At 60.9% G+C, this 19,710-nt stretch carries 19 protein-coding genes and 1 tRNA gene; 14 read left to right on the top strand and 6 right to left on the bottom strand.

Going from position 1 to position 19,710, the window contains the following annotated elements:
- The first annotated feature begins 127 nt into the window (after nt 1-127).
- The 7 genes from VPH40_RS18990 to VPH40_RS18960 all read left to right on the top strand — a co-directional run bounded on the left by VPH40_RS18990 (nt 128) and on the right by VPH40_RS18960 (nt 8,095).
- The gene (locus VPH40_RS18990) at nt 128-1,420 is read left to right on the top strand and encodes a paraquat-inducible protein A (protein ID WP_442906662.1); all 1,293 of its coding nucleotides are present in this window, start codon (nt 128-130) and stop codon (nt 1,418-1,420) included.
- The gene (locus VPH40_RS18985) at nt 1,413-3,044 is read left to right on the top strand and encodes a PqiB family protein (protein WP_328574214.1); all 1,632 of its coding nucleotides are present in this window, start codon (nt 1,413-1,415) and stop codon (nt 3,042-3,044) included. The genes VPH40_RS18990 and VPH40_RS18985 overlap by 8 nt, the downstream gene beginning before the upstream one ends.
- Nucleotides 3,041-3,637 (top strand): PqiC family protein, encoded by a 597-nt coding sequence (locus tag VPH40_RS18980; RefSeq protein ID WP_289899817.1) that lies wholly within the window; start codon nt 3,041-3,043, stop codon nt 3,635-3,637. The genes VPH40_RS18985 and VPH40_RS18980 overlap by 4 nt, the downstream gene beginning before the upstream one ends.
- 47 nt (nt 3,638-3,684) lie before the next feature.
- Nucleotides 3,685-4,086 (top strand): DUF2946 domain-containing protein, encoded by a 402-nt coding sequence (locus VPH40_RS18975; protein ID WP_328574213.1) that lies wholly within the window; start codon nt 3,685-3,687, stop codon nt 4,084-4,086.
- 78 nt (nt 4,087-4,164) lie between these two features.
- Nucleotides 4,165-6,288: a TonB-dependent receptor family protein gene (locus VPH40_RS18970; protein ID WP_328574212.1), complete on the top strand. Its 2,124-nt coding sequence runs from the start codon at nt 4,165-4,167 to the stop codon at nt 6,286-6,288.
- Nucleotides 6,289-6,296: 8 nt separating this feature from the next.
- On the top strand, nt 6,297-7,646 hold the full coding sequence (locus tag VPH40_RS18965; RefSeq protein ID WP_328574211.1) for a PepSY-associated TM helix domain-containing protein: 1,350 nt from the start codon (nt 6,297-6,299) through the stop codon (nt 7,644-7,646).
- Between the two features lie 56 nt (nt 7,647-7,702).
- Nucleotides 7,703-8,095, top strand: a complete 393-nt coding sequence (locus tag VPH40_RS18960; protein ID WP_328574210.1) for a hypothetical protein — start codon at nt 7,703-7,705, stop codon at nt 8,093-8,095.
- 3 nt (nt 8,096-8,098) lie between these two features.
- On the opposite strand, the gene VPH40_RS18955 is transcribed toward VPH40_RS18960, so the two are convergent.
- Complete coding sequence (locus VPH40_RS18955; protein WP_328574209.1) at nt 8,099-9,013, bottom strand: LysR family transcriptional regulator; 915 nt, start codon at nt 9,011-9,013, stop codon at nt 8,099-8,101.
- A gap of 102 nt (nt 9,014-9,115) precedes the next feature.
- Here VPH40_RS18955 and VPH40_RS18950 point away from each other — a divergent pair, with 102 nt between their 5' ends.
- The 4 genes from VPH40_RS18950 (at nt 9,116) to VPH40_RS18935 (ending at nt 12,883) form a co-directional block, all read left to right on the top strand.
- Nucleotides 9,116-10,225, top strand: a complete 1,110-nt coding sequence (locus VPH40_RS18950) for a muconate/chloromuconate family cycloisomerase (RefSeq protein WP_328574208.1) — start codon at nt 9,116-9,118, stop codon at nt 10,223-10,225.
- A gap of 10 nt (nt 10,226-10,235) precedes the next feature.
- The gene (gene catC, locus VPH40_RS18945; RefSeq protein ID WP_287775763.1) at nt 10,236-10,526 is read left to right on the top strand and encodes a muconolactone Delta-isomerase; all 291 of its coding nucleotides are present in this window, start codon (nt 10,236-10,238) and stop codon (nt 10,524-10,526) included.
- Between the two features lie 33 nt (nt 10,527-10,559).
- Entirely contained in the window at nt 10,560-11,375 is an 816-nt protein-coding gene (pcaD, locus tag VPH40_RS18940) for a 3-oxoadipate enol-lactonase (protein WP_328574207.1), read from the top strand.
- Between the two features lie 104 nt (nt 11,376-11,479).
- Nucleotides 11,480-12,883 carry a sodium:solute symporter family protein gene (locus tag VPH40_RS18935; RefSeq protein WP_034782432.1) on the top strand — a complete coding sequence of 468 codons (1,404 nt, stop codon included), beginning with the start codon at nt 11,480-11,482 and terminating at the stop codon, nt 12,881-12,883.
- Between the two features lie 13 nt (nt 12,884-12,896).
- Here the strand turns inward: VPH40_RS18935 and VPH40_RS18930 are convergent, their stop codons facing one another.
- Nucleotides 12,897-14,291 carry a GntP family permease gene (locus tag VPH40_RS18930; RefSeq protein WP_328574206.1) on the bottom strand — a complete coding sequence of 465 codons (1,395 nt, stop codon included), beginning with the start codon at nt 14,289-14,291 and terminating at the stop codon, nt 12,897-12,899.
- A 510-nt stretch (nt 14,292-14,801) separates the two neighbouring features.
- On the opposite strand from VPH40_RS18930, the gene VPH40_RS18925 reads away from it, so the two are divergent.
- The 3 genes from VPH40_RS18925 (at nt 14,802) to VPH40_RS18915 (ending at nt 18,261) form a co-directional block, all read left to right on the top strand.
- The gene (locus VPH40_RS18925) at nt 14,802-15,773 is read left to right on the top strand and encodes a hypothetical protein (RefSeq protein ID WP_328574205.1); all 972 of its coding nucleotides are present in this window, start codon (nt 14,802-14,804) and stop codon (nt 15,771-15,773) included.
- A 588-nt stretch (nt 15,774-16,361) separates the two neighbouring features.
- On the top strand, nt 16,362-17,063 hold the full coding sequence (locus VPH40_RS18920; protein WP_328574204.1) for an HNH endonuclease: 702 nt from the start codon (nt 16,362-16,364) through the stop codon (nt 17,061-17,063).
- Nucleotides 17,064-17,436: 373 nt separating this feature from the next.
- Nucleotides 17,437-18,261 carry a hypothetical protein gene (locus VPH40_RS18915; protein ID WP_328574203.1) on the top strand — a complete coding sequence of 275 codons (825 nt, stop codon included), beginning with the start codon at nt 17,437-17,439 and terminating at the stop codon, nt 18,259-18,261.
- Nucleotides 18,262-18,289: 28 nt separating this feature from the next.
- On the opposite strand, the gene VPH40_RS18910 is transcribed toward VPH40_RS18915, so the two are convergent.
- The 4 genes from VPH40_RS18910 to VPH40_RS18900 form a co-directional block, all read right to left on the bottom strand.
- Nucleotides 18,290-18,973: a hypothetical protein gene (locus tag VPH40_RS18910; protein WP_328574202.1), complete on the bottom strand. Its 684-nt coding sequence runs from the start codon at nt 18,971-18,973 to the stop codon at nt 18,290-18,292.
- Between the two features lie 66 nt (nt 18,974-19,039).
- Nucleotides 19,040-19,132 carry a restriction endonuclease PLD domain-containing protein gene (locus VPH40_RS27940; RefSeq protein WP_442906665.1) on the bottom strand — a complete coding sequence of 31 codons (93 nt, stop codon included), beginning with the start codon at nt 19,130-19,132 and terminating at the stop codon, nt 19,040-19,042.
- Nucleotides 19,133-19,162: 30 nt separating this feature from the next.
- Entirely contained in the window at nt 19,163-19,447 is a 285-nt protein-coding gene (locus tag VPH40_RS18905) for a hypothetical protein (protein ID WP_328574201.1), read from the bottom strand.
- A 142-nt stretch (nt 19,448-19,589) separates the two neighbouring features.
- Nucleotides 19,590-19,666 (bottom strand) — tRNA-Pro (locus VPH40_RS18900).
- Nucleotides 19,667-19,710: the final 44 nt, after the last annotated feature.

The raw sequence follows: 19,710 nt of genomic DNA, 5'->3' as shown, positions 1-19,710 counted from the left end.
GCTGTAGTGCAGAAAAATGCCAACTCTGTCATGATGGCTGGCATTGACATGGGATAGTCGCGCTTCAGGCGCCGGCAAACTTCACACTGTGCACCGATACGACCTGATTAGTTGTCATGACTGCGGCGTGCTGTACCGCAAACGTCCGCTGCGTCCCCGCGAAAAGGCGCGCTGCATCCGTTGCCGCTCGGTGCTGTATCGCGGCGCGCATGCGCAGGGCGCATCGGCCGAATTGACCAAGGTGGTGGCGCTCACTCTGGGCGCCGCTTTTGTCTTCCTGATCGCCCAGTTTTTCCCTATCGTCGAACTCGACGTCAATGGCCTCACTTCCAGCGCCACCTTGCTCGGTTCCATCCGCGTGCTGTGGTCCGAGCAGATGCACATCGTGGCGACGATGGTCTTCCTGTTTACCATCCTCTTTCCCGCCATCGAACTCGGTTCCCTGCTGTACGTCGCGCTGGGCTTGCGCGGCGGCGTCAAGGTGCCCGGCTTTAACCGTGTGCTGCGCGCCGTGCAGACGGCGCGCGAATGGGGCATGACGGAGGTGCTGATGATCGGCATCCTGATCACCGTCGTCAAGATGACCAGCCTGGCCACGGTGCTGCCGCAACCGGGGCTGTTCGCGTTTGGCGCGCTGACCCTGATGCTGGCCATCGTCGTCTCGTTCGACCCCAAGGCCCTGTGGAACCTGGGCGACGACCTGACCCGGCAAGCGCTGCCGGGCATCCGCTACAAGGCCTTCGCGCCGGGCGAGAAAGTGCTGCCTTGCCATGCCTGCGGCCTGGTGGCGCCGCCGCTGGGCAAGGGCAGGCACCTGGCTTGCGCGCGCTGCGGCACGGCCCTGCACGTACGCAAACCGGACAGCATCAACCGCACCTGGGCCTTGCTGATCGCCGCCATGATCCTCTACATTCCCGCCAACCTATTGCCCGTGATGGTGACGCAATCGCTGTTCGGCGCGCAGGACGACACCATCATGAGCGGCGTGGTGCTGTTCTGGACCAGCGGCTCGAAGGGCCTGGCCATCATCATTTTCATCGCCAGCGTGGTCGTGCCCATGCTGAAGCTGGGCGTGCTGGCGCTGCTGGCGTTCACCGCGCAGCGGCGTTCGCGCTGGCGGCCGCGCCAGCGCACCATCCTGTACCGCATGGTCGAATTCATCGGCCGCTGGTCCATGCTCGATATCTTTGTCGTCACCCTGACGGTGGCACTGGTGCGCTTCAAGTCGCTGGCCGTGATCACGGCCGGCCCCGGCGCGCTGGCCTTTGGCGCCGTGGTGGTGCTGACCATGCTGGCGGCGATGCAGTTCGACCCGCGCCTGATCTGGGACCCCGTCGACGGGCAGGTGCCCGGCGAGGAAGAACCCGTGGTGGTGACAAATACCGGAAACAATACAGTGATTGGAGAACAGCATGTCTGACAAAGAAGCAGGCGACCTTGCCGAAGCGGGTGGCCGTCCATTGCCCGAGCCTGATGTGGAACAGGGCAGCCGCTGGCTGCCGTCGCTGGTATGGCTCATCCCGCTGCTGGCCGCACTGATCGGCGCCGGCCTGGCCGCCAAGTCCATCCTCGACCAGGGGCCCACGGTGACGGTCAGCTTCAAGAGCGCCGAAGGACTCGAGCCTGGCAAGACCAAGGTCAAATACAAGGATGTCGATATCGGCCAGGTGCGCGCCATCACCCTGGGCGAGGACTTGAGCAAGGTGCTGGTGACGATCGACATGAGCAAGGAAGCGCGCCGCTTCGCTACCGCCGATTCGCGTTTCTGGGTGGTGCGCCCGCAGATCGGCGCCAGCGGCGTGACGGGGCTGGGCACCTTGCTGTCGGGCGCCTACATCGGCGTCGACACGGGCAAGTCGGAAGCCAAAAAGGAGAATTTCATCGGCATGGAGAGTCCGCCCGCCGTGGCCGGTGACCAGAAGGGCAAGCTGTACACCCTGCATGCGGACAGCCTGGGATCCGTCGATGTCGGTTCGCCCCTGTTCTTCCACCGCCTGCGCGTGGGCAAGGTGGTCAGCTTCGCGCTGGACAAGGATGGCAACGGCATCACCATGTCGGTCTTCGTGAACGCGCCGTACGACCAGTTCGTCGGCAAGAACGCGCGCTGGTGGCATGCCAGCGGCGTCGATGTGCGTCTCGATTCGAACGGCTTCAAATTGAATACGCAGTCCCTGGCGGCCATGCTGGTGGGCGGCATCGCCTTCGAGGCGGAAAACGGCCGCAGGCCCGAAGAGCCGGCGCCGGCCAATGCCAATTTCCGCCTGGCGGCCGACGAGGCCAGCGCCATGCGCGAACCCGATGGCGAGGCGATCACCACCGTATTCTATTTCGACCAGTCCCTGCGCGGCTTGCAGCCTGGCGCCACGGTCGATTTCCGCGGCATCGTGCTGGGCGAGGTGCGTTCTGTCGGGATCGAGTTCGATCCCGTGAAGAAGAACTTCCGCATGCCCGTCACCGTCAATCTGTACCCCGCCCGCCTGGGCATGCGCTTCAAGGCTGCCGTCGACGATGAGGAAGGCTCGGCCGGCCACCAGCTGCTCGAACGCATGGTCAGCCGCGGCTTGCGCGCGCAGCTACGCACGGGCAACCTGCTGACCAGCCAGCTGTACATCGCGCTGGACTTCTTCCCGAAAGCGCCGAAGGTGGCGCTGGACCTGAACAAATATCCGCTGGAAGTGCCGACTGTGCCCAATACCCTCGATGAACTGCAGACGCAGATCGCCAGCATCGCCCGCAAGCTCGATCAGGTGCCGTACGCGGAGATCGGCAACAACCTGAACGCCACCATCAAGCAGGCCAATACCCTGTTCAAGCAGCTCGATGGCCAGGTGGTGCCGGAAATGCGCGATACCTTGACGGCGGCGAAACAGACCTTCGGCACGGCCGAACAGGTGCTGCAAAAGGATTCGCCGCTGCAGTCGGACGTGCGCCAGGCCTTGCAGCAGCTGACGCAAACCCTGCAATCGCTCAATGCCCTGTCGGATTACCTGGAACGCCACCCCGAGTCCCTGATCCGCGGTAAAAAAGGAGATGAGAAAAAATGAAGCAGCCAATTTTTGCGCTTTTGATGACAGCCATCCTGCTGGGCGCCTGCTCCACGCCCCAGCCCGAGCATTTCTATACGCTCAGCGGCGGCGCCGACGCGCAGCCGGCCAAACCCGTCAAATACTATGTCGAGGTGCTGGCCGTCAGCGTGCCGCAGCAGGTGAGCCGCAACCAGTTTGTCGTGACGGCGCCATCGGGGCGCATCGAATTGCTGGAGCAGCAGCGCTGGGCGGGGCCGCTGGCCGGCGAGATCGGCCAGGCCCTGTCGACGGCCGTGACGAACGACCTGGGCGCCATCGACGTGTTCCGCACGCCGCATCCGGACAACTTGCCCGTGTACCGCATCAGCACCAATGTGCAGCGTTTCGAGTCCGTGATGGGCCAATATGCGCTGATCGACGCCGTGTGGAGCGTGCGCCAGCTGGCCAGCAGCAAGGTGGTGACTTGCCGCACGATAGCCAATGAAAAGGTGGGCGCCGGCTACGATGAACTGGTGCTCGGTCACCGCCGCGCCGTGAACCGCATCGCCGCCGATACGGCGAGCGTCGTGCGCGCTTTTGACAACGGCAACGCCGCCTGCCCGGCCGCCTGAGCCGCTTTCCGCTATCCAGTCCCGGCGGCCGCTGGTAAAATACGGCCATGGGAATGACCTTGTTCACGCGCCGCTTTGCCGCCTGGATCGCCTGTTTCGCGATCCTGCTGGCGGCGCTCGCGCCATCGATTTCCCAGGCCGTCGCCAACGCCAAGCAGGAATCCGGCTCCGGCTGGGCGGAAATCTGCTCGGTGGCCGGCATCCGTTTCGTCCAGGTCGACAATGACGGCGCCGCCGACGAGAAATCCGGCGGCAAGGCCATGCAGATGGAGCATTGCGCCTTCTGTTCCACGCATGCAGGTTCCGTCGGCCTGCCGCCCGCCAGCCCCATGCTGCCGCTGCTTGTGGCCAGCGGCACGGCCATTTTCCCGGCCCTCTACTACCAGTCTCCCGCACCGCTGTTCATCTGGTCCACCGCGCAGTCGCGCGCGCCGCCTACCCTCATTTAAGTTTTTTGCATTTTCAATGTTGGCGCTGTCCACCTTGCGGTGTGACGCGCCGCATCCGCACACTTAAGCGAGAATCACATGAACAAGAAATTATTGGTGCTGGCCGTCGCCATCATCGTGGCTTACCCCTGCGCGCAGGCGCAGCAACTTGACCAAACCGACCACGCCATCGACACCGTCGTCGTTTCCGGTTCGCGCGCGCAAGCGTGGCTGTCCGAGACGCCACAGGCCATCGGCGTCGTCAATGCCACAACCCTGGAACGCGACAAGCCCAAGACCATGGGCGATATCCTCAACCGCATCGCCGGCGTGTACTGGAATGACCTGGGCAACGAGCAGCACAGCATGAGCATCCGCCAGCCCATCGGCACGAATGCCGTCTACCAGTACCTGGAAGACGGCATTCCCATCCGCCCGCTGGGTGTCTTCAACCACAATTCGCTTAACGAGATGAACATGGCGGGCGCCAGCGGCGTGGAAGTGGTGAAGGGCGCCGCGTCCTCGCTGTACGGCAGCAATGCCGTCGGCGGCGCCGTCAATTTCCTGACAGCCGGCGCCAGCGCGACACCCACGGCCAGCGTGGGCGTGCGGCGCGACAGCGTGGCTGGCTACACCCGCTACGACACTTCCGCCAGCGATACCTGGGGGCCGCTGGGACTGCGCTTTTCCCACTACAGTTCGCGCCGTTCGCGCGACAACTGGCAAGAGTACAGCTACGGCGACAAGGATTCGTTCTCGCTGCGCGCCGACTATGCGCTCAGTCCCGCTTCGCAGCTGCGCGCCACCATCGTCCACACGGATCTCGATGCGGCGATGACGGGCAGCCTGTTCGAGAACGACTACCGCACTGACCCCGGCAAGAGCCTGAACACGTTTACCTACCGCAAGGACAAGACCACGCGCATGAATCTGGCGTGGGAGGGCGCGACGACGGCCAATGGCACGAGCACCGTCACCGTGTTTACGCGCAAGAACGACCATGGACAGATTCCCGCGTATTCCATCGGCAGCTGCGCGGGTGTGCTGTGCAAGGGCGTCATCAACAATAACCACGTCGATTCGCTGGGCCTGGACGTGAAGCACCAGCAGGAATTCGCCTGGCTGCGTTCGCGCCTGATCGCCGGCGTGTATGTGGACAAGAGCGACAATCCCTTTGTCAGCGATAACCTATCCATCGTACGCGATGCCGCCACGGGCCGCTACCTGCGCTACACGCTGGCCAATGCCAGCAATCCGCAGGGCGTGCGCGACTACCAGACGGATATCCTCAACACTGCCGTCTTCGCGCAATGGGAATTTTCTCCGTTGGCGGGCACGCGCGTGGTGCTGGGCGGGCGTTCGGACGCCATCCGCTACGACTACCATAACAAGCTGGCGCCCGGCGGCAGCGTCAATTATGGCGCGCCCGACGAGTCGCGCAGCTTTTCGCACGTGAGCCCGAAGCTGGGCGCCAGCTATGCCATCGGCCATGCGGGCAGCGCGTATGCGAACGTCAGCCAGGGTTTTACGCCGCCCGAGGTGAGCCAACTGTATGGCAAGACGGGCATCGCCGACCTGCAGCCGTCCGTCTACAACAACTATGAGCTGGGCTTGCGCTGGGCCTTCTTGCAGGGCCGCTTGAAACTCGACACGGCCCTGTACCGGCTCGACGGGCGCGACACCATCGTCAGCTACACGCTCTCGCCGGGCAACAGCGAAAACCGCAATGCGGGACGCACGCGCAGCGAAGGCCTGGAGCTGGGCCTGAACTACGACAGTGGCCCGTTCGACGCGCGCTTCGCCACGGCCATCGCGCGCCACCGCTACCTGCGCTACCAGGTGTCCTCCACTCTCGATTACAGCGGCCGCACCATGCCGCAGGCGCCGCGCGATATCACCTCGATCGAGATCGGCTACAAGCCCGTGGCCGGCGCGCGTATCGCGCTCGAAGCCGTGCACCAGGGGCGCTACTGGATGAACAATGCCAACACGGTGGAGTACAAGGGGCACGCCTTGCTGAACCTGCGCGCCAGTTACCAGCTCGCGCGCGGGCTGGAAGCGTGGGCGCAGGTGCGCAACCTGGCAGATAAACGCTATGCCGATTCGGCCAGCAGCAGTTATGCGGGCACGGGCAGCTATGCGCCGAACAGCCAGAACCAGTACACGCCCGGCGCGCCGCGCAGCGTGATGCTGGGCCTAGGCTATACATTCAACGCACTGTGAGGATGGCCATGGACGACGCAACTTTTCTCATCGCACGGCGCAAAAGCCTGTATTGGCGCATCCACTTCTGGGCCGCGCTGATCGCTTCGCCGTTTGCCCTGCTAGCTACCCTGACGGGCATTTTGTATGTGTTCACGCCGCAGATCGAGGCAAGGCTGTACCAGCACCTCGACCATGTGGCGCCGCAGGGCGCCATGCTGCCGCTGGATGCCGCCGTGGCGGCGGCCGAACGGGCGGCGCCGCGTGGCTGGGCGGTGCAGCACGTGGTGCCGCCGTTTCAGCAGGATGACGCGGTGCAGGTGGCGTTCGCGCCGCCCGGCGGCGCGCAGGATGAACATGCGGGCCATGGCGGACATGCCGCGCCGGCCACGCCCGCCAGGCCGAAGTTCGGCCTGCCCGCGCAAGCCGTCGTCGTGTATGTGAACCCCTATGATGCGCGTGTGCTGGGCCGCCTGGCCAGCAGTGAACGCTTCGGCAACTGGGCGAAAAAGCTGCATTCGCGTCTGCTGCAAAACGATGGCTGGCGCTGGATGATCGAGCTGGCGGCCAGCTGGCTGATGGTGATGCTGGTGACGGGTGTGGTCCTGTGGTGGCCGCGCGGCGCGCAATCGGGCTTGCCGAAGCGGGGTGCGCGCGGGCGCAATGGCTGGCGCCAGTGGCATGCTTTTCTCGGCGTGGCGCTCGGCATCGTCAGTGTCGTCATCCTGACGACGGGGCTGACGTGGAGCCAGCAGGCGGGCGGGCGCATCCGCGCGCTGCGCGACGTCAGCGGCCAGGCGCCGCCGCCCGTGCCACGCGGCCTGCACTCAAACGAGGAGGGCGCCCCGCTCGACTGGCAGGATGCGTGGCAGGTGGCGCGCAGCCATGCGCCCGCCATCGCCGTGCAGCTGACGGCGCCCGTCAGCCAGGACGATGTGTGGCGCGCCACCATGGCCGACCGCAGCCAGCCCACCTTGCGCTTCGACCTGCAATTCGACGCCTACAGCGGCAAGCCTTTGTACTATGCGGGGTGGGAGGCGCAGACGGCGTTCGGCAAGGCGACGGCCATCGGCATCCCGTTTCATCGCGGCGAATTCGGCTGGTGGAACCAGGCCGTGCTGCTGCTGTTCGGCGCCAGCGTGCTGTTTTCGCTCGTGTCGGGCTGGATGATGTTTTTCAAGCGGCGCTTGCCTGGTTCGCTGGGCTTGCCCAAGCTGCTGCCGGGCGCCAGGACCTCGCCTTCCACGCTGGCCTGGATGACGGCGGCGGGCATGTGTGCGCTGATGCCGCTGCTGCTCATCTCCGGCGGCCTGCTGATGCTGCTGGAGCTGGGCCTGGCAAAATGTGGGCCGCGTGTTGGCCGGATGTGGCTGCGCTAGAATAAGGGGCGCGGCCCGGCTCGTTGCCATGGGCCGCCCCTTGCATAGGCTGAACCATGGTATTCATCGATTTTCCCGCCTTGTCCGCACTGGCCGCCGCGTCGGCTGCGGTTAGCCAGAAATGCAGCTGCTGCGCCGTTCCGTTGGACGCCTGGCAGCGCCTTCCCACCTCGCTGGAGCTGGACCGCTTCGAAGAAATCGGCACCCTGCGCGAAGATCCGTACGAGGAACCGACGTTTGACGAGTATCACCCGCAGCGCACGCGCTACGACAGCGTGGACGCGCCCATCGCGCCGCGCTACTATCCCGCTAATCTGAGCCAGGTGGCCCGCTGCCTCAATTGCGGCCGCCACTACCTGCGCTACAACGAGGCGGGCGGCTATTTCACGGAACTGCGCATCCGCGCGCTGCGTTCGGCATTGCTGGCCGACGCGCCGCTGTCTGCCTGAGGGCTACAGGCTTTCCTTGACGTGCGCGATGCCGTGTTCATCATAGATCGAGTACACGGCAGCGAGGAGATTGTCCAGTTCCGGCGAGCGGTCCATGTGCCGCATGCTGAATAAAATGGGCGAGAACGCGTGCTTGTCGTCCAGTTTGCGGTACACGACGTTCCGGTGATGCATGGCTTGCACGCTTTCCGGCACGATGGAGATGCCCTGGCCAGCCGCCACCAGTCCCATGGAAATCTGCAGTTCGCGCACTTCCGTAACGGGGCCGGGCGTGACATTGCCCTCGCTGAACATGGCCAGCACCTGGTCGGCGAAGCTGGGGCGGGGCGCTTTCGGATACACGAGCAGGGTTTCGTGGATCAGGTCCGTCAGGCGCAATCCGCCTTCCCCCTTGGCCAGCCGGTGGCCGGGCGGCAGGGCCACCACCAGCCGCTCCTCGCGCAGCAGGATGCGGCGGATGCTGGGATCCTCGCTTTTCAGGCGCCCGAAACCCACGTCGATGCGGCCTTCCTTCAGGGCCTTGATTTGCTCCACCGTCGTCATTTCATGCAGGGTCACGTCGACCTCGGGATGGCGCTCGCAATAGCGGTGCACGACGTCGGGCAATTCCCCGTACAGGGTCGAGGCGACGAAGCCGATCGACAGCGTGCGTTCCAGCTTGCCGATGCGCTGGGTCATCGCCTTCAGGTCGCGCACCTGGTCGAGCAGCGGGCGCGCGTGGGCGAGGAAAAATTCGCCCGCTTCCGTCAGCCGCAAGGGCCGCGAGCCTTTCTCGATCAGTGTCACGCCCAGGGTTTCTTCCAGCTGCTGCATCTGCCGGCTCAGTGGCGGCTGCGCGATATGCAGGCGCGCAGCGGCCCGCGTGAAGTTCCTTTCCTCTGCCACCGCCACGAAGTAGCGCAAGTGCCGTAATTCCATCTTCATACCTTTCAGGTATAGGTTTGATACCAACTCGGTGTTGGACGTGGGGACATTCGGGGAATATCGTGTCTCCACTCCACAGAATTATACGGAATAAATATGATTCAAAATATCGAGACCTACTTGGTCGATGTGCCAACCATCCGTCCGCACAAGCTGTCCGTCGCCACCATGAATACGCAAACCCTGGTGCTGGTACGGCTGCGCTGCGCCGACGGCATCACGGGCTGGGGCGAGGCGACCACCATCGGCGGCTTGAGCTACGGCGGCGAAAGCCCGGAAAGCATCAAGACGAATATCGATACCTACATCGCGCCGCTGCTGGTCGGCATGGAAGCGAGCGAAGTGGCCAAGGCGATGGCCAGGGTGCGCAAGGTCATCCAGGGCAACCGCTTCGCCAAGTGCGCGATCGAGACGGCCCTGCTGGACGCGCAGGCGCGCCGCCTGAATGTGCCGCTGTCGGAATTGCTGGGCGGCCGCGTGCGCGATGCGCTGCCCGTGGCCTGGGTGCTGGCCAGCGGCGATACCGCGCGCGATATCGCCGAAGGGGAAAAAATGCTGGAACTGCGCCGCCACCGCATCTTCAAGCTGAAGATCGGCTTGCGCGACGTGATGGACGACGTGGCCCACGTGCTGGAGATCAAGCGGGCGCTGGGCGAACGGGCCAGCGTGCGCGTCGACGTCAACCAGGCCTGGAGCGAGACGGACGCCGTGCGCGGCATCGCCGCGCTGGAAGCGGGCGGCATCGACCTGATCGAGCAGCCCGTCAAGGCGGGCAACCGCGCCGCGCTGGCGCGCCTGAAGCGGCGCTTCGACGTGGCCATCATGGCCGATGAAGCCTTGCACGGTCCCGCCGATGCGCTGGCGCTGGCGCAGGCCGATGCGGCCGACGTGTACGCGGTGAAGATCACCCAGTCGGGCGGCTTGCTGCCCGCGCTGGAAGTGGCCACCGTGGCGCGCCTGGCCGGCGTGGGCCTGTACGGCGGCACCATGCTCGAAGGCGGCGTCGGCACGGCGGCCACGGCCCACGTCTGCTCCACGTTCGCGGAACTGGCCTGGGGCACGGAACTGTTCGGGCCACTGCTGCTGACGCAGGAAGTCTTGCGCGAGCCGCTCGTGTACCGCGACTTCATGCTGCAGGTGCCGACGGGGCCGGGCCTGGGCGTGGAGATTGATACCGACAAGCTGCGTGCCATGCAGCGTCAATAAAGGAGACACCATGTTATTCCATGTACGCATGAACGTGAACCTGCCCGTCAGCATGCCGGCGGAACAGGCAGCGCAGCTGAAACAGACGGAAAAGGAATTGGCCCAGCGCCTGCAGCACGAGGGCAAGTGGCGCCACCTGTGGCGCATCGCCGGCCAGTACGCCAACGTCAGCGTTTTCGATGTGGACAGCGTGGACGAGCTGCATAACTTGCTCACTTCGCTGCCCTTGTTTCCCTACATGCAGATCGACGTGATGCCGCTGTGCCGCCATCCTTCGTCCGTGCGCGACGGCGATGCCTGACCCGCGCTGCGGCACAAGCAAAGGAGCCATGCCATGAAACACACGGATACCGGAATCGTCGTGACCACCTGGAACGGGGACGATACGCTGCTGCATTACCGCACCGATGGCGAGCGGGGCAAACCATGTCTGCTGCTGTCGAATTCCCTGGGCACGGACCTGTCCATGTGGGATGCCCAGGCGGCAGACCTGGCCAGCGACTTTTATGTCGTGCGCTACGATACGCGCGGCCATGGCCGCTCGGCCAGCGGCAGCGCGCCGTTCGGCATCGAACGCCTGGGCCTGGACGTGGTGGCGCTGCTCGACCACCTCGAGATCGCCCGTGCCGCGTTCTGCGGCATCTCGATGGGCGGCTTGACGGGGCAGTGGCTGGGCATCCACCAGCCGCAGCGCCTCACGCATCTGGTGCTGGCAAATACGGCGGCGCGCATCGGCGTAACCGACGCGTGGCTGGCGCGTGCGGAACAGGTGCGCCGCGACGGCATGGACGCGGTGGCCGACGGCGCCGCCGCGCGCTGGTTCACGCCAGCGTTCATCGCGCGGGAAGCGGCCACGGTGGCGCGCATGATCGCCACCTTGCGCGGGCAGGATGCCGAAGGCTACGCAGCCTGCTGCGCGGCGCTGGCACAGGCGGACCTGCGCGCACAGGCGGTCACGATCACGGTGCCCACCTTGCTCATCGCCGGCGAGCATGATCCCGTCACCACGGTGGACGATGCGCGCTGGCTGCAGCGGCAGGTGGCAGGCGCGCAGCTGGCCCAGGTGCCCGCGTCGCATTTGTCGAATGTCGAGGCGGCGCCAGCCTTCACGGCGCAGCTGCGCGCCTTTGTATCGTCGCCGGCAGGGTAAGATTTCGCTTTGCCCCTGAGCACCGCCACCGGCAGGGCCGGCACGCGGCAGGGGAAGCTTTTTTGAAAAAATAATAAGAAAAAAAGCAAACTTGGAGTAGACAGATGGAAAACAGATTGATCATCATCGCGGCGGTCACGGTGGGCTATTTCGCCCTCATGTCGTACATTACGTATAGCGTGCGCAAGCATGCCAACAGCGCCGAGGGCATGACGGCGGGCGGACGCAACTATCCCGCTTATCTGATCGGCGCGCTGCTATTGTCGGAATTCATCGGCAGTTCCGTCAGCATCGGCACCGCCCAGAAGGGCTATGAACTGGGCATTTCGGCCGCCTGGAATCTGGTGGCGCTGTCGCTGGGATTTTTGCTGCTGGCCATCGTGCTGGTGAAAAAATACAAGGAAAGCGGGCAATCGACGATTTCCGGCATCCTGGCGCAGACGTACGGCGAACCCGTGCGCTATGCGGCATCCATCCTCACCATCGTCGCGCTGAGCATCGTTGCCGTGGCCCTGTATGCGAGCGGTGGCGCCGTGCTGGCGGCCGTGCTGCACATCAACAAGACGGTGGCCATCCTGCTGGTGGGTGCCATCACCGTGATTTATGTCAGTCTGGGCGGCATGCGCTCGGTGGTGTACACCAATTTCGCCCACTCCATCGTCAAGTACCTGGGCGTGATCCTGGCGCTGGCGTATGCGCTGGAAGCAACCGGCGGCATCGGCGCGCTGCAGGCGCAGCTGCCGGCCAAGATGTTCAACTGGGTCGAGATCGGCTGGGGCCAGATCATCGCGTGGATGATCGGCGGTATCGGTTCCATCTTCGCCACGCAATACGTGATCCAGGCCCTCGTCAGCACGGACAACCCGGCCGTGGCCAAGCGCGCCTGCTATTACGTGTCGTCATTGATGATTCCGTTCGGCCTGATGGCCGCGCTGATCGGCATGTGCAGCGCCGTGTTGTATCCGGGCATGAAGTCGATCGACGCCTTCCCGACCCTGATCGCCCACATGCCGGCGTTTTCCGCCAGCATCATGATCGTCGGTCTGGCCGGCGCCCTGTTCGGCGGCATTTCCGCCACCACCCTGGCATCGGCCACCCTGGCCATGAAGGATTTTTATGACCCCTGGTACAACAAGGCAAAGAACGATGCGAAATCGCTGATGTTCCTGCGCATCGCCATCGTCGTGGCGGGCTTGCTGCCGCTGGTGCTGGCGCTGTATGCGGAAAAACTGCTGATGATCGCCTTCCTGGGCAAGGCCCTGCGCGCCACCCTGGCCGTGCTGGTGCTGATGGCCTTTTATGCGCCGAAATTCGGCACGCCGCGCGGCGCCTTCGTCGGCGTGATCGTCTCGGTGATCGCCACCATCGGCTGGTTTCTGGCAGGCAATCCCTACGGCGTCGACAGTTCCTACCTGGCGCTGGCTGGTCCGCTGCTGACCATGGGCATCAGCCATCTGTTCAAGCCGGCGCAAGCGTTGGCGAAGCCGGCATCGTCGTCGCGGCTGTAGCTTACCCCAACCCTCAGACCAGTCCCGTCATGTAATAGATGGCAATGACGAGGAACACGGCCACCGTCTTGATGACGGTGATGCCGAAAATGTCGCGGTAGGACTGGCGGTGCGTGAGGCCCGTGACGGCCAGCAAGGTGATCACGGCGCCATTGTGCGGCAAGGTATCCATGCCGCCGCTGGCCATGGCCACCACGCGGTGCATCACTTCCAGCGGAATATGCGCCTGTTGCGCGGCCTGGATGAAACTGTCCGACATGGCGGCCAGCGCGATGCTCATGCCGCCCGAGGCCGATCCAGTAATGCCGGCCAGGGTCGTCACGGACACGGCCGCGTTGACGAGGGGATCGGGTACGCTGCGCAAGGTGTTGCTGACGGCAAGAAAGCCGGGCAGGGCGGCGATGACGCCGCCAAAGCCATATTCGGAGGCCGTATTCATGGCCGCCAGCAAGGCGCCGCCCACGGCCGCCTTGGTGCCTTCCGCAAAGGCGGCGCGGATGCGCCCGAAAGCCGTTGCGCACACGAGCAAAATTCCCAGCAACAAGGCGCCTTCCACGGCCCAGATACCTGTCACGGACGCGATCGACGTGGTCACGGGCGCATGCAGCCCTGGCAACGCCTCGGCGGTGAGCGAGTAGCTGGCGCCGTACCAGTGGGGAATCAGCCGGGTCAGCGCAAAGTTGGCCACCCCCACCAGCACCAGAGGCGCTACCGACAGCAACGGATGGGGCAGGTCGCCCACGTCGGCCTTGGCCTTTTCGGCCTCGGCTCCATAGCCTTCGCCCGTCGCCATGACGGAACGGCGGCGCCATTCGAGGAAAGCCAGTCCCATGATTACCGTCAGCACGGCGCCGATGGTGCCCAGCCACGGCGCGGCCCAGCCGGTCGTATTGAAAAAGGTGGTGGGGATGATGTTCTGGATTTGCGGCGTGCCGGGCAAGGTATCCATGGTGAACGAGAACGCGCCCAGCGCGATGGCGCCCGGCATCAGCCGTTTGGGGATATTGCTCTGGCGATACAGCTCGGCCGCGAACGGATACACGGCGAACACCACGACGAACAGCGACACGCCACCATAGGTCAGGGCCGCGCACACGGCAACGATCACGGCATTCGCGCGCGAACTGCCGATGTAGCGGATGGCGGCCACGACGATGGACTGGGAAAAACCGGACAGTTCGATGAGTTTGCCGAACACGGCGCCGAGCAAGAAGACGGGGAAATACAGCTTGATGAAGCCCACCATCTTTTCCATGAAGATGCCGCTGAAGACGGCCGGCACGGCCGACGGATCGGTCAGCAGTACGGCGCCCAGCGCGGCGACGGGCGCAAACAGGATTACGCTATAGCCGCGGTAAGCGGCCAGCATGAGAAAGGCCAATGCGGCCAGAACTATCAGGAAAGACATCGGTCAGGCCCTTGCGCGGAAAGTGATCAGGATACTAATGATGTAATTAGTATCATACTTCTCGGCAAGACACCAACGCGCAGGTCAAGGTGCAAGCAGTTGATGCAGGCGCAGCAAGGAAGAAAGGGCTGGTCGGGGTGAGAGGATTCGAACCTCCGGCCTCTGCGTCCCGAATAATGAGGATTTTAAGTTATGGCCCGTAGATAAAGGATTTGCGGATTTTGTACTACATTACGTACTACACTGCTCAGTTAACGAAAACCAAAGAATTTCTTTCGATTGACAATGCTGTACAAGCTAAAAGCATGGAGTATTTACAACACATTGCTTGGTAGTGATCCGGCTGGCGTTTGACGCGCACGGTCCAAAAGCCGTAGGTGACGTTGGCGCCGACGGCGACGATGGCGCCCAGCACGTGCAAGTATTTAGGATCAGGTAGCCCAAGTGACCTCCCATCGGGTATCGTTGAAAGCCAGAGCAGAATCTACGTTACCAGATGAGAGGGACGCGATGTCAGACGATAATGCACTCGGAGTTATTGCCGAGGATGACGCCGGTGCCGAAGACGATGCCGCACTGGCGACGCTGCGTTGGGAGAAGGGCGTGGAATTCGCGCTTGCGCGGGAGCTGCAGGCATGGCATTTGGAGAGCACAGTGCCGGCAGAAGCCCTGGCGCGAGCGAAGGACAACAAGCCGGTCGGAGTTGAGGGGCTGACGGAAATATTAAGCCGGCGCAGCCGCCAACCGCGCTACGTGCCCCTGGATGGCAATGTCGAAAAGTCGCTGGGTGATGCGCTGGCCGGCCTCGACATTGGTAAATGCGTCCTCATCGAATGCAAGGGCAGCCTGGACGATTCGGGGTGGAAGCGCGAAGCCAAACCGCAGGTCGAGAATCCGGCCGGATCCGCAGTGAAATACCAGAACGAGGGCGGCAAGGACCGCATCGCCAAGCTCCAGCGGATCGCTGGGAGGGCAAACGTCCAAATCCGCGGACAGCAATGCCATTTCCTTGTGGGGGCCTGGAAACCTGATGAAACGGAGTCCGGAGCTGTACCCGGTTTGAAATTCACGGATTACTGGAAATTCGTTCTCGGCGCCGACGGAAGCGGCACGGCGCCCTCGATTGTGGCCATGGAGATCGCCGCGCTTCGCGACAAGGGACTCGACCGGGAGCAATTCGGCGAATATGTTCTTGCGCTTCTGACCGATGGAGACGATTCGATGGCGAGCGACGAGATCGCTTGGCTGCAACGCGAACTCGTCCTGCTAGCACGGGTTACCAACACGGAAACGCGTGAGACAGGTTGGATTGCCGGCCGCGTGAGCGAAAGCGAATTGCTGCGCATCCTATCACTGGATGTCAGGTTCAATGCATTGATCTCCGCATTGGAAGAACGTGAGCAAGCCGAAAAGGACGCGAAGAAACTGCGGGAGCGTACGAAGCGACAAGAAAAGGGCAAGAATGCAACGCGGCCCCTCTAAGAAGTCGGCAATTGGACGTGCGATGAATTGGTCGGGGTGAGAGGAATAGAACCTCTGGCCTCTACGTCCCGAATAATGAGGACAGGAGAATCTATCCTCTACCTAGAGGGTCTACGGTTTTCGTACTACACTTAGTTTGAGATCGAAGTGTCGCTTCAACCGACACTGAGCAACTTGGTCGGACGTTCGGAAATAAAAAAGCTCGAACTATTTTTTAATTGATAAAATACTTCCGTCCTCCCTTCTGTCCTAAGTTGACTATGTGGAATCGCGACGACGCGTCTGTCGTTTCCTTCGCGGGAAGTCGCACCACCGGGATTGTGGCAACACGGCCCTCCCGTCCCTCTCTTGACGTGCTACCCGGCGGGACGGCGACAACTCGACCGTCGTGACCTTCGCGTGCTGTGTGGCCATAAGGGATTTTCACTTTTTTGACGCCGCGCCCCGTGCGGAAATGATGAGCCTTATCCCTCCATTGTGATGGAAGTATCTAGTTGCAACGGACGCTCGTCCATTGCCTTGACATTGCAAGAAAATACCTGATATATCGTACTCTGTTAGAACTTATCTATACCTGCGAAATTAACTATGAAGACAAAAAAGTATCTTACAAAAAGCCTTTTAAGAGAGATAAACGACGCCGCCAAAAGGGAAAAAAGAAATAGGTGGATTGATAAGGATTTCATAGAGCAATTGCCTAATGATGCAAAATTCCCGGTTGTAGAGTACTTTTATCATAATAAAGATGAGTTTCGACTAACAATCGTGCTTAATGATGAGCCTGCTGTGGGGTATATCGACGTTAGTGCGTTGCGTTTCGAAACAATCCCTACGGCTACGTTTCATGATGACGGGTCGGTAGCGATTGAAGAACCTTCAACTCATGATTCAAAAAGACCATATCCCAATGGAAGGGAATGGAAGGAAACGGTTACTACGGCCCCGGTTAGAGATCAGGCAAGATTTCGCAGAGAAGTTCTTAACGCATATGCTTATCAATGTGCAATTTGCGATGTGCGTGATAAATCCCTCCTAAGAGCCGCACATATTGTCGATGTTGCTCTTGGTGGTCCGGATACCATTGGAAATGGTATATGTCTTTGCACCAACCACGAAATTTCTTTCGACAATGGATTGATAATTATTAATGATAAGTTAGAAGTCATCAATCGGACGACTAGTGACTTGGGAATCAAATACTCTAAGCTAAGAGACACGATTTCGTCCGATATGCGACCTAGTCCAGTTTTCCTAAGAGAAAAACTTAGTCGTTTTACTAACCTTCCCTAACACTAATCTTAATTGAATATCTAGGGCATCATTGCCCAGCGTTGCTTGCACGGGAGCCCTCGATGCGATCGAGCACGGACGCCGAGCTGAGTTCCTGTCAGCATCTGCAGAATCACTTTTCGGCTACAGGTCCACTGTCGAGCTCACACGTCATGGAAGCCAGTACATCGCAGTCGTGCAGTTTTAGTGTCGCGCGAACCAAGACTGATGGGGAGACATCAGCTTGCGTGTTAACGCTTCAGCACGTAGCTACCTTTGGCCTTCAAGTTCTGTGGTCGGATGAGAGGATTCAAACCTCTAGAAGCGCCAAGCTGCAACAAAAGGAAGGTCACCTGTTGTAGAATAAATCATCACATACAGCAAGGAGGGTTACTTGAATGAACTCGTTAAACGTCTGAATCCTATTGAGAGTGTGCGTCGCAGATTATTTGCTCTGTCGGGTAATCGATGCGCTTTTCCAAAATGCCCGCACCCTATTATCAATAAGGACGGACAATTACTCGCTCAAATATGTCATATAGAGGCGGCAAGTGAAGACGGAGAGCGATTTAATTCCGAGAAAAATAACGAGGAGCGCCGCGCTTTCGAAAATCTAATCTTGCTGTGCGGTACGCATCATTTGGAAACAAATAACACTACTGTTTACACGCTTTCCAAAATGCGCGAAATGAAGGGTGCTCACGAAGCCCATTCGTTTGTGCAATCGACAGAAATGCTGGAGCGTTTTATCGACGCAACGTCTAATCAGCATTACGAATTGCCAAAAAATTTCTTGAATCTCGATACATCAAGATGGGACGATACTTCATTCATCGAGGCAAGAAACTTGTTAGAGCGAATTGCGACTTTGCCCCGACTGACGAGAAGTTTATATGCCACTGCGCTAATCTGGACCGTACCGCAAGACCTCTCGTTATTTGTCGACACTGCAGAATTGTCGATACGCTTACATGTGCCTGCTGCAACGCTAGAGCCACACTTTGCGATTTTGGTGCGAACTGAATTGGTCACCGAATGGTCGGCAGAAGAGGCTAACATGTGTGGCAGGCCACCATTCAGGCACTTTTATCTACGTGGCCTTGACAGAGAAGATTACGGAAACTATTTTTTAGTCCTACTAAATCGCCGTTATCGGAATGAGCCGGATGTGCTTCGGGATATTATAGAAAATTTGAATTTCGTGCTTCTTGACCAATAATGTGGCCGAATCGTGGAGGATGTATCGCTCAGGCAACCGGAAGCTTGTCAATGGTCTTTCTAACGAACTCACCGAATGTCCTAGTGACAGCGATATACGAATGACTCCACTGGACGGCCCCGGCGATGTCGTCGTTACCGGACATGGTCACGGGCGTATTCGGATGCTGCCTCGTGAATGCCGCGATCACGTCGGCATAATGGAGTGGGCGATCGAACCAGTTCTTACCATAGTGAAGTGATAGGTTGTTGGCGTAGATGTAGAAGGGCCATCGATTCATGTCCGGGTCGGACTGGCGTTCTTGTTTCGTGCGCTCGTAGACCGCGCTTGCGCACGAGTAGTTGAGAAAGCATCGTCCACCGACGGCGACCTCTAGCAAACAGTCTCCAACGCGGATATTGTTTGGATTTTTTGCGAAAGTGAGCTCGCTACGCGGCTCTGCAAATGGCTGGCGGTCTTTTGGCAGAATGGGGCGATCCGTCACACCGGACACCTTGATATAGTAGGCCGCGCCATCACGGATTGTGATCTGACGGTTGCTGGCGGTAGGCGTGCAGTAGGACTTGAGGATGTTGCCCAAGCCAAAATCCTTGTTACCCTCTGCCTGTGGATCCCAGTGCCAATCCTTTGCCATCATCTGGGCTGCGGCGCACAGCTGATCGACTTGGTCCTCAGTGAGATGAACGAAATCTAGCCCTGTACGCGCTTCCATCTTGAGCCGCTCGAGTGTTGCTGGATCCGTGATCAGTACGCCGGTCTCGTGGTTGTTGTTCAGTCCCTACAACGTGAAATTGGCGGAAGTAACGACTCCGGCGAACGGCTTCGCATCCTTGGAAAAGACGTAGATCTTGGAGTGCAGCTTCTGGTTGATGCTGATGACCGGCCACTTGCCCGTCTTAGACTAGATCGTCGAACCGAAGCTGCGCAGTTGAAGCGGCTTACGGAACTGGTCGTCGCCTCGTGGCGCGCAGGTGGACACTAGTTCGATGGCAGTCGCATTCAAATCGGCGTCTGAAAAAAAAGGACCGAAATCGTCGTACAGAAAAGGGGAGACGAACAGGGCTTCATCGGCGTAAGCGAGCAGACCGTGTACGACCTCACGATGATTCCTCGCGTTGTCGAGTACTAGCTTGCCATCGACTTCCAGCTTGACCTGATGCTCCATCTTGTTGTTGATAATCTGCATGTAGAGCCTATGGATGTTCCAATGATGAGCCACGCGTGGCGTTCTCCAAGAGTCTCGCATCAGATGGCTTATTGTGGAAGTAAAACGTTAAAGCGCCCATCGCTGTGGCTTTGACGTAGCTTGCTGGGCAAGCGGCAATTCGTGGTCGGGGTGAGAGGATTCGAACCTCCGGCCTCTGCGTCCCGAACGCAGCGCTCTACCAGGCTGAGCCACACCCCGCTTTCCTTCATTACAGCAGATGGCGGGGTGGCTTTCAAGCGGTT

The sequence above is a fragment of the Janthinobacterium sp. P210005 genome (genome assembly GCF_036231865.1).
In the GTDB taxonomy this organism is placed as follows: domain Bacteria; phylum Pseudomonadota; class Gammaproteobacteria; order Burkholderiales; family Burkholderiaceae_D; genus Janthinobacterium; species Janthinobacterium kumbetense.
Note: the sequence above shows the minus strand (reverse complement) of the source record. Positions and strands in the feature narration are given on the sequence as shown.

Excerpts from the sequence above, each read along its gene's own strand:
- VPH40_RS18985 (WP_328574214.1), top strand. The coding sequence starts at position 1,413 with ATGTCTGACAAAGAAGCAGGCGACCTTGCCGAAGCGGGTGGCCGTCCA.
- VPH40_RS18980 (WP_289899817.1), top strand. The coding sequence starts at position 3,041 with ATGAAGCAGCCAATTTTTGCGCTTTTGATGACAGCCATCCTGCTGGGC.
- VPH40_RS18975 (WP_328574213.1), top strand. The coding sequence starts at position 3,685 with ATGGGAATGACCTTGTTCACGCGCCGCTTTGCCGCCTGGATCGCCTGT.
- VPH40_RS18970 (WP_328574212.1), top strand. The coding sequence starts at position 4,165 with ATGAACAAGAAATTATTGGTGCTGGCCGTCGCCATCATCGTGGCTTAC.
- VPH40_RS18965 (WP_328574211.1), top strand. The coding sequence starts at position 6,297 with ATGGACGACGCAACTTTTCTCATCGCACGGCGCAAAAGCCTGTATTGG.
- VPH40_RS18960 (WP_328574210.1), top strand. The coding sequence starts at position 7,703 with ATGGTATTCATCGATTTTCCCGCCTTGTCCGCACTGGCCGCCGCGTCG.
- VPH40_RS18955 (WP_328574209.1), bottom strand. The coding sequence starts at position 9,013 with ATGGAATTACGGCACTTGCGCTACTTCGTGGCGGTGGCAGAGGAAAGG.
- VPH40_RS18950 (WP_328574208.1), top strand. The coding sequence starts at position 9,116 with ATGATTCAAAATATCGAGACCTACTTGGTCGATGTGCCAACCATCCGT.
- catC (WP_287775763.1), top strand. The coding sequence starts at position 10,236 with ATGTTATTCCATGTACGCATGAACGTGAACCTGCCCGTCAGCATGCCG.
- pcaD (WP_328574207.1), top strand. The coding sequence starts at position 10,560 with ATGAAACACACGGATACCGGAATCGTCGTGACCACCTGGAACGGGGAC.
- VPH40_RS18935 (WP_034782432.1), top strand. The coding sequence starts at position 11,480 with ATGGAAAACAGATTGATCATCATCGCGGCGGTCACGGTGGGCTATTTC.
- VPH40_RS18930 (WP_328574206.1), bottom strand. The coding sequence starts at position 14,291 with ATGTCTTTCCTGATAGTTCTGGCCGCATTGGCCTTTCTCATGCTGGCC.
- VPH40_RS18925 (WP_328574205.1), top strand. The coding sequence starts at position 14,802 with ATGTCAGACGATAATGCACTCGGAGTTATTGCCGAGGATGACGCCGGT.
- VPH40_RS18920 (WP_328574204.1), top strand. The coding sequence starts at position 16,362 with ATGAAGACAAAAAAGTATCTTACAAAAAGCCTTTTAAGAGAGATAAAC.
- VPH40_RS18910 (WP_328574202.1), bottom strand. The coding sequence starts at position 18,973 with ATGGAAGCGCGTACAGGGCTAGATTTCGTTCATCTCACTGAGGACCAA.
- VPH40_RS18905 (WP_328574201.1), bottom strand. The coding sequence starts at position 19,447 with ATGCAGATTATCAACAACAAGATGGAGCATCAGGTCAAGCTGGAAGTC.